Source organism: Salinivibrio sp. KP-1, assembly GCF_000968645.1.
GTDB lineage: Bacteria > Pseudomonadota > Gammaproteobacteria > Enterobacterales > Vibrionaceae > Salinivibrio > Salinivibrio siamensis.
The window spans coordinates 23,595-40,188 of sequence record NZ_LAQR01000038.1 but is presented as its reverse complement, the minus strand read 5'-3'; the positions used below and the strand labels follow the sequence as shown (position 1 = coordinate 40,188).

20 protein-coding genes are annotated in these 16,594 nt (G+C 51.8%); 18 read left to right on the top strand and 2 right to left on the bottom strand.

All coding sequences use genetic code 11. From position 1 onward, the window contains the following. Positions 1–7 precede the first annotated feature (7 nt). From cheY to WN56_RS10335, 8 genes are read left to right on the top strand one after another with little or no spacing between them, the layout of a single operon-like run. Positions 8–376, top strand: a complete 369-nt coding sequence (cheY, locus tag WN56_RS10370) for a chemotaxis response regulator CheY (protein ID WP_046074931.1) — start codon at positions 8–10, stop codon at positions 374–376. Positions 377–406: 30 nt separating this feature from the next. After that, positions 407–1,141 carry a protein phosphatase CheZ gene (locus WN56_RS10365; RefSeq protein ID WP_046074930.1) on the top strand — a complete coding sequence of 245 codons (735 nt, stop codon included), beginning with the start codon at positions 407–409 and terminating at the stop codon, positions 1,139–1,141. Between the two features lie 9 nt (positions 1,142–1,150). Then, entirely contained in the window at positions 1,151–3,385 is a 2,235-nt protein-coding gene (locus WN56_RS10360) for a chemotaxis protein CheA (protein WP_046074929.1), read from the top strand. Positions 3,386–3,403: 18 nt separating this feature from the next. Further along, positions 3,404–4,540: a chemotaxis response regulator protein-glutamate methylesterase gene (locus tag WN56_RS10355; protein WP_046074928.1), complete on the top strand. Its 1,137-nt coding sequence runs from the start codon at positions 3,404–3,406 to the stop codon at positions 4,538–4,540. Between the two features lie 10 nt (positions 4,541–4,550). Then, positions 4,551–5,333, top strand: coding sequence for a ParA family protein (locus tag WN56_RS10350; RefSeq protein WP_046074927.1), 783 nt, complete (start codon positions 4,551–4,553; stop codon positions 5,331–5,333). Then, positions 5,320–6,489: a chemotaxis protein CheW gene (locus WN56_RS10345; protein ID WP_046074926.1), complete on the top strand. Its 1,170-nt coding sequence runs from the start codon at positions 5,320–5,322 to the stop codon at positions 6,487–6,489. Before WN56_RS10350 ends, WN56_RS10345 begins: the two co-directional genes overlap by 14 nt. A 34-nt stretch (positions 6,490–6,523) precedes the next feature. Beyond that, entirely contained in the window at positions 6,524–7,012 is a 489-nt protein-coding gene (locus WN56_RS10340) for a chemotaxis protein CheW (protein ID WP_046074925.1), read from the top strand. After that, positions 7,012–7,446: a DUF2802 domain-containing protein gene (locus WN56_RS10335; protein WP_046074924.1), complete on the top strand. Its 435-nt coding sequence runs from the start codon at positions 7,012–7,014 to the stop codon at positions 7,444–7,446. The genes WN56_RS10340 and WN56_RS10335 overlap by 1 nt, the downstream gene beginning before the upstream one ends. 21 nt (positions 7,447–7,467) lie before the next feature. Here the strand turns inward: WN56_RS10335 and WN56_RS10330 are convergent, their stop codons facing one another. Together WN56_RS10330 and WN56_RS10325 are read right to left on the bottom strand one after the other, a co-directional pair. Beyond that, positions 7,468–7,767, bottom strand: coding sequence for an EscU/YscU/HrcU family type III secretion system export apparatus switch protein (locus WN56_RS10330; protein WP_327294534.1), 300 nt, complete (start codon positions 7,765–7,767; stop codon positions 7,468–7,470). Then, positions 7,767–8,576, bottom strand: coding sequence for a hypothetical protein (locus tag WN56_RS10325; protein ID WP_046074923.1), 810 nt, complete (start codon positions 8,574–8,576; stop codon positions 7,767–7,769). Before WN56_RS10325 ends, WN56_RS10330 begins: the two co-directional genes overlap by 1 nt. A 120-nt stretch (positions 8,577–8,696) precedes the next feature. Between WN56_RS10325 and ccmA the strand changes: the two genes are divergently transcribed. From ccmA to WN56_RS10275, 10 genes are all read left to right on the top strand, one after another. Next, positions 8,697–9,314, top strand: a complete 618-nt coding sequence (gene ccmA, locus WN56_RS10320; protein WP_046074922.1) for a cytochrome c biogenesis heme-transporting ATPase CcmA — start codon at positions 8,697–8,699, stop codon at positions 9,312–9,314. Further along, positions 9,311–9,979: a heme exporter protein CcmB gene (gene ccmB, locus WN56_RS10315; protein ID WP_046074921.1), complete on the top strand. Its 669-nt coding sequence runs from the start codon at positions 9,311–9,313 to the stop codon at positions 9,977–9,979. The genes ccmA and ccmB overlap by 4 nt, the downstream gene beginning before the upstream one ends. A 28-nt stretch (positions 9,980–10,007) precedes the next feature. Next, positions 10,008–10,745 carry a heme ABC transporter permease gene (locus WN56_RS10310; RefSeq protein ID WP_046074920.1) on the top strand — a complete coding sequence of 246 codons (738 nt, stop codon included), beginning with the start codon at positions 10,008–10,010 and terminating at the stop codon, positions 10,743–10,745. After that, complete coding sequence (gene ccmD / locus WN56_RS10305) at positions 10,745–10,951, top strand: heme exporter protein CcmD (RefSeq protein WP_046074919.1); 207 nt, start codon at positions 10,745–10,747, stop codon at positions 10,949–10,951. Before WN56_RS10310 ends, ccmD begins: the two co-directional genes overlap by 1 nt. Next, on the top strand, positions 10,948–11,433 hold the full coding sequence (gene ccmE, locus WN56_RS10300) for a cytochrome c maturation protein CcmE (RefSeq protein ID WP_046074918.1): 486 nt from the start codon (positions 10,948–10,950) through the stop codon (positions 11,431–11,433). The genes ccmD and ccmE overlap by 4 nt, the downstream gene beginning before the upstream one ends. Beyond that, on the top strand, positions 11,430–13,394 hold the full coding sequence (locus WN56_RS10295) for a heme lyase CcmF/NrfE family subunit (protein ID WP_046074917.1): 1,965 nt from the start codon (positions 11,430–11,432) through the stop codon (positions 13,392–13,394). Before ccmE ends, WN56_RS10295 begins: the two co-directional genes overlap by 4 nt. Beyond that, positions 13,391–13,942 (top strand): DsbE family thiol:disulfide interchange protein, encoded by a 552-nt coding sequence (locus WN56_RS10290; RefSeq protein ID WP_046074916.1) that lies wholly within the window; start codon positions 13,391–13,393, stop codon positions 13,940–13,942. Before WN56_RS10295 ends, WN56_RS10290 begins: the two co-directional genes overlap by 4 nt. Next, positions 13,939–14,505: a cytochrome c-type biogenesis protein gene (locus tag WN56_RS10285; RefSeq protein WP_046074915.1), complete on the top strand. Its 567-nt coding sequence runs from the start codon at positions 13,939–13,941 to the stop codon at positions 14,503–14,505. Before WN56_RS10290 ends, WN56_RS10285 begins: the two co-directional genes overlap by 4 nt. Next, on the top strand, positions 14,502–15,713 hold the full coding sequence (gene ccmI, locus WN56_RS10280) for a c-type cytochrome biogenesis protein CcmI (protein WP_046074914.1): 1,212 nt from the start codon (positions 14,502–14,504) through the stop codon (positions 15,711–15,713). Before WN56_RS10285 ends, ccmI begins: the two co-directional genes overlap by 4 nt. A 75-nt stretch (positions 15,714–15,788) precedes the next feature. Continuing rightward, positions 15,789–16,547, top strand: coding sequence for a VacJ family lipoprotein (locus tag WN56_RS10275; RefSeq protein WP_046074913.1), 759 nt, complete (start codon positions 15,789–15,791; stop codon positions 16,545–16,547). The last annotated feature ends 47 nt before the right edge of the window (positions 16,548–16,594 follow it).

Here is a 16,594-nt window from a genome sequence, read left to right as displayed (position 1 = left end):
TAAAAACATGAAAATTCTCGTTGTTGATGATTTTTCAACAATGCGCCGTATCGTAAAGAATCTTCTTCGTGACTTAGGTTTCAACAATACCGTTGAAGCGGATGACGGCTTAACCGCGCTGCCAATCCTCAAAAAAGGCGGTATTGATTTTGTCGTGACCGATTGGAATATGCCTGGTATGCAGGGGATTGACTTGCTTAAAGAAATCCGTAAGGACGGCGATCTTAAGCACCTGCCTGTATTGATGATCACCGCTGAGGCGAAGCGCGAGCAAATTGTAGAAGCCGCGCAAGCAGGGGTGAACGGTTACATTGTTAAACCTTTTACTGCCGCTACGTTGAAAGAAAAGCTCGATAAGATTTTCGAGCGTATGTAATTCGCAAGCGCACAGTAAGAAGGAACCGCCATGATCAATCTGGACCAAGCGAAACAATTGGTCGCGTATCTTGAAAACGGAGAGCAAGATAACGCTAATACGCTTCTTACCGAAATAGCGAAAGAAGCGCGTGACCCACTGTTTAATGAAGTGGGGAAGCTCACCCGCCAATTACATGACTCAATTACTGACTTTCGTTTGGATCCTAGAGTGAGTGATTTGGCCAACGTGGACATCCCTGACGCTCGCGACAGGCTCACGTATGTCATGCAGAAAACCGAATTGGCCGCCAACAAAACCATGGATTCGGTTGAACGAACCATGCCGATAGCAAGCGAGCTGCAAGACAACTTGCAAGCTGTTCGTCCCAACTGGAACAGCCTGATGCGCGGTGAGATTGCCTTGGATGAGTTCAAGTCGTTGTGTCACAACATTGACGAACTCTTAACTCAAGTAGAAGGGGGCGCGACAGAATTGCACGCGCACCTGACTGAAATCCTCATGGCACAAGACTTTCAAGACTTAACCGGCCAAGTGATTCGGCGCGTGATTGAATTGGTGCAAGAAGTTGAGCAACAGCTGGTAGAAATACTTACCGCCTTTGGCATGGATAGCGCTGCGATTGACGCAGCACCGGCGAAAAAAGCAGATGATACCACCGATAAGTCAGCCCCTGAGGGTCCTGTGATTCACCCTGAAGAGCGCGATGACGTGGTTCACAGCCAAGATGATGTTGACGATTTATTATCGAGTTTGGGTTTTTAGAGGTGCGCTATGAGCTTTGAGATGGATGAAGAAATCCTTCAGGACTTTTTGATTGAAGCGGGAGAGATCCTCGAGCAGATGTCTGAGCAGCTGGTCGATTTGGAGCGTGCCCCTGATGATGCAGACTTACTAAACAGTATTTTCCGTGGCTTCCACACGGTAAAAGGTGGCGCGGGCTTTCTTGGCTTAAATGCGCTGGTCGATACGTGCCACGGTGCTGAAAACGTCTTTGATAACTTGCGTAATCACGGGCGTGAGTTGACATCGGATGTGATGGATACCATTTTGCAGGCGCTGGACACCGTCAATGATCAATTCGCCGCGGTACAAAACCGCGAAGAGCCAGTGCCAGCCGATGGTGCCTTGCTCGAAGCACTGCACCGCTATGCGAAACCCGCGAGTGAAGATGAGGCTGTGGCGGAAGAGCCTGCACCTGAACCAGACCCCGAGCCAGAACCCGAACCCGAACCTGAGGCGTCTGAAAGTGACGCATCAAGCCAGGACGACAGTGCGATCAGTGGCGACTCAGTGGATGAGATCACCCAAGATGAATTCGACAAGTTGCTCGATCAGCTACATGGTGAGGGAAAAGCACCCACGGCGTCTGATTCAGCATCCGAAAAGCCTGAGGTGGTGGAAAGCACTGAGGCGGATAGCGGCGATATTACCGACGACGAGTTCGAAAAACTGCTTGATGATTTGCACGGTGCAGGTAAAGGCCCTGCTGGAGGGGCAAGCGACACCAGCAATGAAAGTCCATCAGCGCCATCGGATAAGCCCGCTTCGGCGTCGTCCCCATCTGGTGGTGATGAGCTAATCGATGACGACGAGTTTGAAAAGCTCTTAGACGAGTTGCATGGTAAAGGCAAAGGCCCCGCCGCCGAAGCGGAGAAAGCGAAAGCGGATGCCGATAAGGTGGATGCGCAAGCCAAACCTCAGCCAAAGTCCGAGCCTGCGCCCGCACAAAAAGCGAGCAAGCCTGAGCCCGCGAAAGAAAGCACACCGAAAAGTGCCGGCGCGGGTGCTAAAGCACCTGCTGCGGCAGAAAAGGCACCTGAGAAGAAGCCACCGGCCGCCCCTCAACAAGAGCAAACGGTACGAGTTAATACCTCCACGCTCGACGGCATTATGAATATGGTCGGTGAGCTGGTGTTGGTGCGTAACCGCTTAGTGAGTCTGGGCCAAAGCAGCAACGATGAAAGCATGGCCAAGGCGGTTACCAACCTAGATGTGGTCACTGCCGACTTGCAAGGCGCGGTGATGAAAACGCGTATGCAGCCAATTAAAAAAGTATTTGGCCGCTTCCCCCGCGTTGTCCGTGACTTAGCACGTAGCTTGAAAAAAGAAATCGTCCTGGAAATGCAGGGCGAAGAAACCGATCTGGATAAAAACCTGGTCGAAGCACTGGCTGACCCTATGGTCCACTTGGTACGTAACTCGGTGGATCACGGTATTGAAATGCCTGATGAGCGTGAAAAAGCGGGTAAACCTCGTGTCGGTACCATCACCCTCAAAGCGTCACAAGAAGGGGATCATATTCTCCTGACCATTGCTGATGACGGTGGCGGTATGGATGCTGAAAAGCTGAAGAGCATTGCGGTTGACCGTGGTGTCCTTGATGCAGAAGCGGCGGCTCGCTTAAGTAATAGTGAAGCGTACAACCTGATTTTTGCACCTGGCTTTTCAACCAAAACCGAGATTTCCGATATTTCTGGTCGTGGTGTGGGGATGGATGTGGTGAAAACCGGCATCACCAAGCTTAATGGCTCGATTAATATCGACTCTGAACTCGGCCGAGGGACGGTTCTGGAAATCAAGGTACCATTGACACTGGCGATATTGCCAACCCTCATGGTCGGCGTCGGTGATAACCCGTTTGCGTTCCCTCTGTCGAATGTCAGTGAAATTATCAGTTTGGATATGTCCAGAACCAATACGGTTGATGGCCAGCTAACCTTAATCGTACGCGATAAAGCGATCCCACTGTTCTTCTTGCAAGATTGGTTGTGTAAAGGATCAACTGATATCGATAAAACCAAGGGGCATGTGGTGATCGTGCAAATCGCGCATCAACGCATCGCGTTTGTGGTAGACACCTTGTTTGGTCAAGAGGAGGTGGTCATTAAGCCACTTGACGAACTACTTCAAGGGACGCCGGGAATGGCAGGGGCAACCATCACCAGTGATGGTCATATTGCTCTGATCTTGGATGTGCCCAACCTGTTGAAACATTACGCAGGTTAATTTGAGAAAAGGACGCCCATGGCAGTAAAAGTATTGGTGGTAGATGACTCCAGTTTCTTCCGTCGCCGTGTTAGTGAAATCATCAATGCCGATCCGAGAATGGAGGTCATTGATAGTGCAGTGAATGGCAAGGAAGCGGTGGAAAAAACCGCCCAACTCAAGCCTGACGTTGTCACTATGGATGTGGAGATGCCAGTACTTGATGGTATCTCGGCGGTGCGCCAGATCATGGCGCAAACGCCCACACCAATTTTGATGTTTTCATCGTTGACGCATGATGGGGCGAAAGCCACGTTAGATGCACTTGAAGCTGGGGCGCTCGACTTTCTTCCTAAAAAGTTTGAGGACATCGCTCGCAATCGCGAAGAAGCGACCAGTTTACTGCAACAGCGCGTACTCGAAATTGCGCGTAAACGGCCGGTACTTCGACGTGCGACGCGCCCATCTTCCCCAGGCAGTACCGGGCAAACGGCTTCGCCATCGGGCGGTGTGCGCACGCCTGCGCGCCCAGCGTCCCGCCCTGCGGTAGGGACGAGTGCGCCGTCCAAGGCGCCAGCGCGATTTACCGCCACAGGTAAACGTTACCAATTGATGGCGATTGGTACGTCGACCGGTGGTCCCGTTGCGCTGCAAAAAGTACTGACCAAGCTACCTGCAAACTTTCCGCTGCCGATTGTTTTGATTCAACATATGCCTGCCACATTCACATCGGCGTTTGCGCAGCGCCTGAATGGACTGAGCAAAATCACTGTAGTTGAAGCGAAAGATGGGGACACGCTCAAACCTGGGCACGCCTACCTGGCGCCGGGGGGGATGCAAATGATGATTGATGGCAGACCAGGCGCGGCACGTCTAAAAATTCTCGACGGCGGCGAGCGGATGAATTACAAGCCTTGTGTGGATGTTACCTTTGGCTCCGCCGCTAAAATATATGGCGATAAGGTTCTGTCGATGGTGCTCACCGGTATGGGCGCAGATGGTCGAGAGGGCGCACGTATGCTAAAAAGCGCGGGGGCAACTATCTGGGCACAGGACGAGGAAAGCTGTGTCGTTTATGGCATGCCGCAAGCAGTGGCGAAAGCGGGTATCTCGTCGGAAGACTTACCGCTGGAGAGGATCGCCGAACGCATCATGGTTGAGCTGAATTTAAAATAAGGAGTGGGGCTTGATAGTCTGGAGTATCGCCAACCAAAAGGGCGGTGTTGGTAAGACAACCACCACGGTGACATTGGCAGGATTGATCAGTGAACGTAAGAAACGTGTCCTGCTAGTGGATACGGATCCACACGCTTCTCTCTCGACCTATTTGAATTTTGATTCAGAGCAGCTGCCAGCGAGCTTGTTTGATTTGTTTCAACTACAAACTGTCAATAAAGAGACGGTGAAGCCGCTCATTGTCAAAACACAGTTTGAGAATATGGACTTAATTCCTGCACACATGTCGCTGGCGACGTTAGACCGTGTGATGGGGAACCGGGGTGGCATGGGGTTGGTGCTAAAAAAAGCACTGGATGCATTGGCTGACGAATATGACTATGTGTTGATTGATTGCCCACCGATTTTGGGCGTGATGATGGTCAACGCGTTGGCGGCCAGTCATCGTGTATTGATCCCGGTTCAGACCGAGTTTTTGGCGATGAAAGGGTTGGAACGTATGATGCGCACGTTGCAGATCATGCAAAAGTCTCGTAGCTCTAACTTTAATCTCACTATCATTCCAACCATGTACGACAAGCGTACGCGGGCATCGCTGGAAACCCTACAGGAGCTTAAAATTCGCTATAGCGATCAGGTCTGGGCCTCAGCCGTGCCTATCGATACTAAGTTTCGAGATGCAAGCTTAAAGCATATGCCAGCGTCTTTCTATGCGAAAAATTGCCGCGGTGTATTTGCCTACAAAACTCTATTAACCTATTTGGAGCGACTGGAGCAGGATGAACAAGCATAATGCCCTATCCAGTGGTCAAGCGCTCGACGATTACTTTGAGGCCCTGCTGGATGACTTAGGTGAGGTAGCCCAACCAGGCAAACAGCCTGTAGAGCCCGCTCGTGCCACGCCGGAGGTGTCGTCTGCATCGTACCTCGGTGATGCTTCTCCACGGCTTCAGCCACAACCTGTCACGGAGGCAGTAACACCAGAACCGGTCGCGTATGCTGAACCAGAGCGTGACTTGGCGGAAGTTGAGCGGTTACTTGCCCAGCTCAAAGTCGATGAAGAGGCGGAGCTGGAAGCGAAAACGGCGACCCAAACTGAGGAAGACGTTGCCCAAGAGACGGCCGAGCAGGTTGTCGATCCTGTTGTGGAAGAGGCACAAGAGCAAACCCTTGAAACCTATACCATGGCCGATTGGGGACTTGATGTTGAGGAGCAGGTAGACGAGACGGTTCCTGAGGTAGAGACCGAGACCGAGACCGAGACCGAGACCGAGACCGAGACCGAGACCGAGACCGAGACCGAGACCGAGACCGAGACCGAGACCGAGACCGAGACCGAGACCGAGGAAGAGGTCAGCGTAGAGGCCGACGCCGTTGCCCCCGAAGCCGATATCGGGGTGACTGAAGAGGTTGAGCAAGCAGCTCACACGCAGGAAACGGTGGAGGTTGACACCCAAGCGGGAGAAGATCTTCCTCCTACTCAATGGGAAAATGCTGAAACGGAAGCAGAGTTTCAGGTATTATTCTTTGAAAGCATGGGCGTGACCTACGCGGTCCCTTTAGCCGAACTTGGCGGTATTCATCAATTGGGCGAGTGCAATCGCCTTATCGGTCGGCCTGATTGGTATCTAGGATTACAGACAGAAAAGCAACAACAGCTTGATGTTGTCGATACCGCTCGCTGGGTGATGCCAGAAAAACTGGCAGATAATCAGCACAGGGACGACTATAATTATATTGTGATTCTGGGCGATAGTAAGTGGGGGCTGGCGTGTGATCAGTTACTCGGCACCCAGGCGCTCAGTGGCAAAGCGATTCGCTGGCGAAAACAAGCGGGAAAGCGGCCTTGGCTAGCGGGCATGGTAAAAGAAAAAATGTGTGCTCTGATCCATGTTCAAGCATTTATTGCTATGTTAAATCAGGGGATTGACGCCAAGGCGATGGCGTAATAACTAGTTACACAGCGCGTAAAGAGGAAAATCAATGTCTCAGGTAGCTGAAGTTCAAAAAGAAGGCGTCAATGACGAGGTGTTGCAGTGGGTTACTTTTCAGCTTGAAGAAGAGACCTACGGCATTAATGTGATGCAGGTGCGTGAAGTGCTGCGTTACACCGAAATTGCACCCGTACCGGGCGCCCCTGACTATGTATTGGGTATTATCAACTTGCGCGGCAACGTCGTTACCGTGATCGACACGCGTTCACGTTTTGGCTTAGCCTCTACCGAAGTGACGGATAATACCCGCGTGATCGTTATCGAAGCCGAGACCCAGGTGATTGGTATTATGGTTGATAGCGTCGCGGAAGTGGTGTATCTGAAAACATCAGAAATCGATACCACGCCAAGTGTTGGCACTGAAGAAAGCGCTAAGTTTATTCAAGGCGTGAGCAACCGCAATGGCGAGCTTCTTATCTTGGTTGATCTCAACAAGCTGTTGACCGACGAAGAATGGAATGAGATGGCAATGCTGTAATGATGGAGCTTGTGCTGACGTGGTCGCCTGTTGCTGTGACGGTGGTGTTTGCCATCGTTGCTTTATGGCGCCTTCGCGCAGAAAAGCGTGCCAGGCAGCGACTAGAGAATAAGCTGCAGGCCATGGAAACCGTGCTCAAGAGTGCGCGTCAACGCCATGACAGCTTAGCGAAGCAATTTAATGAATTGCGGGCAGGTAGCATGGGGATGGGGCAGAAGCTTGCCGATTTATCTGCCAATGTGGATGAGTTGTTAGAAAAGCATGTTGAGCTTGAAATGCAGGATTCGGAAAGCCGTCTCTATAGTCGAGCCAGTAAAATGGTTGATTTGGGCGCGGATGTTGACGAGTTAATGCAAGAGTGTGATCTCCCCAAAGCAGAGGCCGAATTGTTGCTTAATCTGCGTAAACGACAAGCTGCCAATCAGCAGCGCTAACCACCCAAGCTCTCCGATACCCTATACCAAGGTGTCTATCGGTGTATGTCCCTGCCAACCTGGCGGGGTCTTTCCTTCCAGTACCCAAGCGTACGCAATCAATTCGGCAATCACTCGATAGAGCTCAGGTGGAATCTCATCATCTTTATCTAATCGGTCTAGCCAGGCGAGTAAATGAGCATCTTGATGAATGAGTGCGCCTTGTTCACTCAAGGCCTCAATCAGCTCCAGTGCGAGTTTATCCGTGGCTTTTGCTTTGACTTTTGGGGCATGGTAGCCGTCATACCCGAGAGCCACTGCTCGTTTTTTATCTTTCATCATTAAACCCTCATGGAAATGCCAGCGGCTGGCACATCACTCTCTGATTCTGGTTCGGTTTCATCGATCTCTTCACTGATCGCTATATCTAAGGCAATCGCTTGATGCGCAAACCGCTCACTGAGCCAGTCAAGCGTTTGATGAATGCGGTGTTTGAGTGTCGTTGTCGGTGCGGTCAGTGTGAGTGCTCTTTCGTGCTTGGACAAAGTTAAGTCGGCACGGACAAATTGGTGCCTAACGGGAAGATATAGGCGAACGTGCCACTGAACCGTTTCCTCAGTGGAGGGAGACGTTTGTTCACCTTGTTTTTTTGCCGTGACACGAACGGGCGGCCGCTGGAGATCGGAAAAAGGTAATACCCATTGCCATTCGCCAGGGCGTGATGACTCAGCCACTCTTTGCTCGGCCATCAGTCTTAATGCACCCGTAAGATTATCGCCCTCTGACTGGGGCGAGAGCCATTGCTTGAGTAGTGTGGCAAGCAACTTATCGGCAGGGCGTTGTGTGAGCCACTGGACAATGGTGTCTGAACTGGTTCCCTGTTGATGGCCGGGAGTGGGAAGCGTCCAAGCGGTAAGTAGTGATTGCATTAACGCTTGGGTTGATGCCGGTTGTTGTCTCATGGTGGCAGTCAGTGCAGGTAACAAATGTAACTGGGCTAACACATCGGCCAACCCTGTGCTGGCCGCGGTATGAATTAGGGTAAATTGTGCCTGCGACAGCGCGCGGCCATCGATTGATGGCAAGGACGGTGAGGCGATGGCTGCGGGTTTTACCATCAAATGCTGTAGATTGGTTGGTGCAATCTTCATGGTTTCTCACAATTATTTACGCGAGTCACACTTTGCAACCCTGTGGTAACTAACAGTCATTTTGACCATTGTGGTACTATGCGTCCACTTTTGTAACACAAGCAGGATGCAACATTTGTCATGTTGGAAGTGAAACAGCTTTGCTGTGTTCGTGATGACCGAGTGTTGTTTGATGCGCTGACATTCTCTCTGGCTCCTGGTGATCTCGTACAAGTAGAAGGCCCAAATGGAGCAGGCAAAACCACATTATTGCGTATCATCGCTGGCCTTGGGGTGGCGGACAGTGGCGAGGTCTGTTGGCAGCAGCAGGCGATCACCCAACAACGCGATGCCTTTTATCGCGATCTTCTTTTTTTAGGTCACACCACAGGGGTCAAGCGCGAACTCACCGCGTTTGAAAATCTGGCCTATTACATGCAGATGCATGGACGGTGTGATCATGATGCAATTTGGCAAGCACTTGCCAAGGTCGGTTTGGCGGGGCGTGAGGATATCCCCGCGGGACAGCTGTCTGCGGGACAAAACCGGCGCGTTGCCCTCGCACGGCTTTGGTTAAGTGACCGGAGATTGTGGATTCTCGATGAGCCGCTGACGGCGATTGATAAACAAGGGGTGAAAGTGCTTGAAGCTGTTTTTGAGCGGCATGTGCAACAAGGCGGAATGGTGCTATTTACCACTCACCAGGACATGTTTGTGGGTCACCCGCTATTGCGTCGTATTCGTTTGGGGGCGCAATGATCAAAGCGATGTGGTTGATTATTCGCCGAGAGTTAAAAGTCGCTTTTCGTCAGCCGGCTGATAGTCTAAACCCTTTGTGGTTTTTTATTATTGTGATCACCTTATTCCCGCTCGGTGTTGGGCCTGGCCCTCAGTTACTGCAGACCATCGCCCCCGGCATTATCTGGGTCGCGGCATTACTGTCTGCACTGCTGTCACTTGAGCGTTTGTTCCGTGATGACTACCTTGATGGGTCGCTTGAGCAAATGATGTTGATGCCCGTCCCCTTGCCGCTGTTAGTGATTGCTAAAGTCATTGCCCACTGGTTATTGACCGGCTTGCCCTTGTTATTAGTCAGCCCAGTGTTGGCGTTATTGCTATCGCTAGATGGGATCCAGTATCAAGCGGTGGTGATGACCCTATTGTTGGGCACGCCCACATTGAGTTTTGTTGGCGCGATCGGGGTTGCCTTAACAGTGGGTCTTCGCAAGGGAGGTGTTCTTCTGAGCTTGCTGATCCTCCCGCTTTATATTCCTGTACTGATTTTTGCCACCTCAGCAATTGATATGGCGGGATTCGGTGCAGACATCAATGGACAGCTGGCGATCCTTGGCGCCATGTTGGCCGGGTCCGTCACCCTGGCCCCCTTTGCTATCGCCGCCGCGTTGCGTGTGAGCGTGAACTAATTATTAATCAGGAAGTAGAGCAATTGTCATGTGGAAGTGGCTTCACCCTTACGCAAAGCCGGAAGTGAGCTACCGGCTGTGTGGAAAACTTCTCCCTTGGTTTGCTGTGTTGGCAGGCTTGAGCTTGGTTGTGGGCATGGTTTGGGGCTTAGCCTTCGCGCCAGCAGACTACCAACAAGGCGATAGTTTTCGCATTATCTATATTCATGTCCCTGCCGCTATTTGGTCGATGGGCGCCTATATGTCGATGGCCATCGCGGCGTTTATTGGTCGTGTTTGGCAGTTAAAAATGGCGGATTGGGCGGTGGGTGCTATTGCACCAGTGGGGGCCGTGTTCACCTTTATCGCCTTAGTTACTGGGGCCATTTGGGGCAAGCCCATGTGGGGCGCGTGGTGGGTGTGGGATGCACGCCTCACGTCTGAGTTAATTCTATTGTTCCTCTACATTGGTGTCATGGCTTTGTATAACGCGTTTGACGATGCACGCACGGCCTCGCAAGCGGCGGGGATCTTGGCGATGGTGGGGGTGATTAACCTGCCTATTATCCACTTTTCGGTTGAATGGTGGAACACGCTGCATCAAGGCGCCACGATCACTAAGTTTGCCCGCCCCTCGATCGACCCTGGGATGCTTTGGCCGTTACTTGTTTGTTTATTAGGCTTTGCCTGCTTTTTTGTCGCCTTGACCTTGATGGGACTGCGTAATCAAATTTTATTAAGAGAGTCTCACCGGCCTTGGGTACGTGCACTGGCGGAGGGGAAATAATGCATTTTGAGAGTTTTAGTGCGTTTTTAGCGATGGGAGGCTATGCCGCTTATGTCTGGAGCGCATTTGGTATCACGGCGGCTGCGATGCTGGCACTCATCCTTGGTTATCGATGGACACATAAAAAACGCCTGCAAGCGGTCAAACAGCAAATTGCCCGTGAGCAGCGAATAAAAGATGCACAAGCACTGGAGAACACATTATGACGCCCCGACGTAAAAAACGGTTGTGGATCACGTTAGCGTTGCTAATTGGTGTTTCGACCACTATCGGTTTGGTTTTGTATGCCTTGAACCAAAATATGGATCTGTTCTACACACCGACTGAAATCGTGCAAGGCAAGCCGGATGGAAGCAAGCCCGAGGTGGGCCAGCGCTTAAGAATTGGCGGCATGGTGGTGGAAGGTTCAGTGAAGCGCGATCAGGAATCGTTGCAAATTCAGTTTGACGTTGCCGATGTGGGTCCCGCCGTCACCGTGACGTATGAAGGTATTTTGCCGGACCTTTTTCGGGAGGGGCAAGGTATTGTCGCCCAAGGCGTGCTGGTTAACTCACGCACTGTGAAAGCGAGTGAGGTGTTGGCTAAGCATGATGAAGAGTATATGCCGCCTGAGATAGCCGAGGCGATGGAAAAGAATCATCAGCCGCTTGAATACACAGAGGAGCAAAAACAAGGTAGTCAGTTATGATTGTTGAGCTCGGGCATTATGCGTTAATCCTGTCGTTGGGACTGGCGCTGTTATTGAGTTTCTATCCGCTGTATGGCGCCAATCAGGGCCATGAAGGGATGATGAAAATGGCGCGTCCTCTCTCTTTGGGGATGTTTGCCATGTTGCTGTTTTCTTTTATCGCGTTGAGTTGGGCATTTTATACCAACGACTTTACGGTGGCCTATGTCGCGAGCAACTCCAACAGCGCCTTGCCTTGGTACTATCGCTTAACCGCAGTTTGGGGGGCGCACGAGGGGTCACTGTTACTTTGGGTGCTGATTCAGGCACTTTGGACCGTGGCGGTGGCGGTATTTAGCCGCGGCATGCCGTTGTCTTCGGTCGCACGGGTATTGGCCGTGATGGGAATGATTTCGGTCGGTTTCTTGTTGTTTATTATTCTTACCTCGAACCCGTTTGACCGCACCTTGCCTTATTTCCCCGTCGACGGGCGTGACCTCAACCCATTGTTGCAAGATCCGGGACTCATTGTGCACCCTCCTATTTTGTACATGGGGTATGTAGGTTTTTCGGTCGCCTTTGCGTTTGCTATTGGTTCACTGCTCGCGGGACGTTTGGACACCGCGTGGGCGCGCTGGTCGCGTCCTTGGACCACCGCCGCATGGTTATTTTTAACCTTGGGCATCGCGCTCGGCTCTTGGTGGGCCTATTACGAGCTTGGCTGGGGCGGCTGGTGGTTCTGGGATCCGGTCGAAAACGCCTCATTTATGCCTTGGCTGGCGGGAACCGCTTTGATGCACTCTTTAGCGGTGACAGAAAAGCGTGGCACCTTTAAAGCGTGGACGGTATTACTCGCCATTTCTGCGTTCTCACTTAGCTTATTGGGGACATTCTTGGTGCGCTCCGGGGTGCTGGTATCAGTGCATTCGTTTGCCTCCGATCCGGCGCGTGGCTTGTTTATTCTTGGCTTTCTTGTGGTGGTGATTGGCGGTTCATTGCTGCTTTATGCGATGCGCGCCTCTGAGATCAAAGGGAGCACAAAGGTGTCGTTCATTTCACGAGAAAATGCCTTGCTGGTTAACAATACCTTGTTAATGACAGCGCTTGTCATCGTCCTCATTGGCACCTTATTGCCGCTTGTGCACAAGCAGTTGGGTCTTGGCTCGGTGTCGATTGGCGAGCCCTTCTTTAACTTCCTGTTTGCGTGGCTGATGCTACCGTTTGCCTTTTTCCTCGGCATTGGACCTTTGATTCGCTGGAAGCGTGACAAGCTGTCAACCTTAGCCAAACCGATGCTCGTGAGTGGTATTGCGGCTGTTGTTCTAGGTGTCGGTGCCATCGCAACCTTAGCGGACAGTTTCAAAGCGATGGCGGCAATGGGCGTAACCATGGCGCTGTGGATCACCTTCCTACATGGCTATGAGCTTCACTTGCGTGCTACCCATCGTCATGCCTTTACGGTAGGGATTAAAAAACTGGGGCGCAGCCATTGGGCCATGGTGCTGGGTCATATCGGCCTTGCGATCACCATTATTGGGGTGGCAATGGTCGAGAATTATGACATTGAGCGTGATGTCAAAATGGCGCCGGGCAGCAGCGTCACTTTGCAAGGTTATACCTTTAAGTTTACGGACTTATCAGACAAGCAAGGACCTAACTACCAGGGTTACGTGGCCTCGTTTGATGTATACCGTGGTGATACCTTTATCAACCATTTGGATGCCGAAAAGCGGTTCTATTCCGTGCAGCGCTCGATGATGACAGAAGCCACGATTGATCGCGGCTTCACCCGTGATCTCTATATTGCCATGGGTGAAGAGCTGCCTGATGGCTCATGGGCAATGCGACTTTACTACAAACCCTTTGTGCGCTGGATTTGGTTCGGTGCCATTGTCATGGCATTAGGTGGTGCGTTAGCGATCAGCGATAAGCGCTACCGGTTTCGTCGCAAGCAGGCACCGAAGCAGGAGGCCAGCGTATGAAGAAGTTACTTTGGTTTTTGCCATTATTGGCGTTTGCGGCACTGGCGGGCTTTTTTGTCGCTCAACTCGACAACAACGCCAAAGGGGATGATCCGACCAAGTTAGAGTCAGTATTAGTGGGCAAGCCTGTGCCCGCTTTTCACCTTGAGGATCTACAAACCCCGAGCAAGGAGTATGACCAAGCCATTTTCACGGGCGAGCCACTGCTGCTGAACGTATGGGCCACCTGGTGCCCGACCTGTTATGCCGAACACCAGTTTTTGAATAAACTGGCGGCGCAAGGGGTAAAAATCATTGGGCTTAATTACAAAGATGATAGGCAAAAAGCGGTCAAATGGCTGAACAACCTGGGCAACCCCTATCAGATTAGTTTGTACGACGGTGATGGGATGTTAGGGCTTGATTTGGGTGTGTACGGTGCGCCTGAAACGTTTTTGATTGATGCTAACGGCGTGATTCAGTACCGGCACGTGGGTGATGTGAACGCTCGTAATTGGCAGGAGACCCTCAAGCCGAAGTTCGACGCATTGAAGGAGGTTGACGGATGAAGCGACTGATCCTACTCAGCGTGCTGTGGCTGAGCGCGACCTTGGCGTTAGCGAATGCGATTGACGTGTACCAATTCGACTCGGCCGAGCAAGAGGCTCGGTTTCGTGCCCTCACCAGTGAGTTACGCTGTCCCAAGTGTCAAAATAACAGCATTGCCGATTCTAACGCTGAGCTTGCGCAGGATTTACGCCAAAAAGTGCACCAAATGTTACAGCAAGGTCGGACGGATGAGGAAATTCGCAGCTTTATGGTCGCGCGTTACGGCAACTTTGTGACTTACAATCCGCCCGTCACCGCATCAACTGTAATTCTATGGCTGGCGCCTGCGCTGGTGCTGATGTCTGGCGTGGGGGTGATGATAGTGCGCAGCCGACGTGCCAAGCAGACCATCAATCACGCGTTGAGCGATGAGGAGCAGCAACGGCTCGATGCGCTGTTGTCATCGACAGAAGAAACCGATGCGTCGTCAAACGGCTCGTCAGCAACGAGCGTCGATGGACAAGCGGAACAACCGGCGTCATCTGAGCATGCGTCAACCCAGCAAAATAAGGAGCCAAAATGATTGAGTTTTGGGGCGCGACCTTGGTGTTTTTTGTCCTTGGCGCAGTGATGTTTTTGTGGCCCCTTTGGCAAAAAAGTGAGCACGATCATCAGGGGAGCCGTGATGCACTCAATAAAGCCTTTTACTTTGACCGTGTGGAAGAAATTGAAGCGGAAAGTGCTGAAGGCTTAATCGATAATGCACGCGATCTGAGGCAGGATCTGCAGCAGTCATTGCTGGACGATATCCCAGAAAAGGAGAAAGCCAAACAAGCGCGTCATTTGCGCCTGACGCCGATGCAGTGGGTGCCAGGCTTAGTCGTACTAGCGGTGGTCAGCTTCGGCTTGTATGGCATTGAGGGCAGTGCCAACCAAGTGGCACAGTGGCAACAAACTGCCCAACAGTTACCGTCATTGTCCAAGCGTCTACTGGACAATGAACAGCCGCTGACGCAACAAGAGATGCAAGACTTAACCTTGGCGCTGCGCACACGCTTGCAGCATGAGCCGACCGATAGTACAGGGTGGCTGTTGTTGGGTCGTATTGGCCTTGCTAATCGAGACGGTGAAACAGCCAAAGGCGCAATGGAAAAAGCCTATGCTTTGGCGCCTTCACAACCTGATGTTCAAGTCGGGCTGGCGCAAGCCTTGTTGTTTGCCGGTGATGAGGCAGACAGTGTGCGGGCACAGAATTTATTAAAATCCGTGGTGAAAGCGGATCCCTTTAATCTGCAGGCGATGTCGTTGCTCGCTTATCAAGCGTTCGAGCAAGGGCGATATCAAGATGCCATTGCCACGTGGAAGGCGATGAAAACCTTGATAGGCAGTGACGATCCGCGTAACCAGACTTTAGATCAGTCGATCGCACGTGCGAAGCTAGCGCTTAACAGCGCCGATGGTGCGAAAGTCGCGGTAACAGTGGCACTGGGTCAGCAAGTGCAGTTACCCCAGGACGGCGTGGTGATTATTTCCGCGCATGCATTGGCAAACTCACCGATGCCAATCGCGGCCAAGCGCCTGCCTTTATCGAAGTTTCCCTTGTCTGTAGATTTAGCAGACACTGACAGCTTAAATCCTAATCAGGCGTTATCCTCGTATGATAAGGTGGTGATTCGGGCGCGGATTGACCAAGACGGCAATGTGGCCACCAAGCAAGGTGATTGGATTGGGCAGAGTTCTGAGGTAAGCGTGGGCAGCCAGGCTGAACTGGTTATCGACAAACAGCAATAACCAAGACAGAATAGTCATCATTGTTAGCAAGGCTGGGCATTCCCAGCCTTTCATTATGTAGAGGAATGCCATTTAATGTGGAAACGTCTGTGTTTGATGGTGGCGGTACTTGGCCTGCTAACCGGTTGTGTATCACGTCCACCAGGGGCAGAGCCGCACCCTGAAGACCCGCTAGAAGGCTTTAACCGTGCGATGTGGACGGTCAATTACGATTACTTGGATCCCTATGTCGCGCGCCCCGTCTCGATTGCATATGTCGATTATGTGCCGAGCCCCGTGCGTACCGGGATTTCTAACTTTTTGGGCAACCTCGAAGAGCCTGCCAGTTTTTTGAATAGTTTGATCATGCTGGAAGGTGAGAAAGCCGCGACCCACTTTAACCGCTTTTGGATAAATACTCTTTTTGGCTTGGGTGGCTTGATTGATATCGCGTCAGCGGCTGATATTCAAAAATATGATCAGCGCGAATTTGGTGATGCGATCGGACACTATGATGTGGGAACGGGCGCGTACATTATGCTGCCTGGCTATGGCCCCACCTCGGTAAGAGAGGGCGCGGGCGAAGTCGTTGATGGCCTGTATCCGCCGCTTGCGTTACTTACGCTGCCGCAGTCGGTTTTAAAATGGATGTTTGATGGGATGGAGTCGCGCGCCGCGTTAGTGTCTCAGGAGTCGCAATTGGATAACTCACCGGACCCTTACGCGTTTGCCCGTGAGGCTTACCTGCAAAACCGCCGCTATCGCGCCAAAGGGGATGAAGCGCTTGAGCAACAACCTGCTTTGGATGATGAGTTTCTCGATGATTTTATCGATGATATCGATGCCGCTCCGTAAATCAGCGTAAGCGAGTTAGGTAAAACGCGATAAAAAACACCACGGCC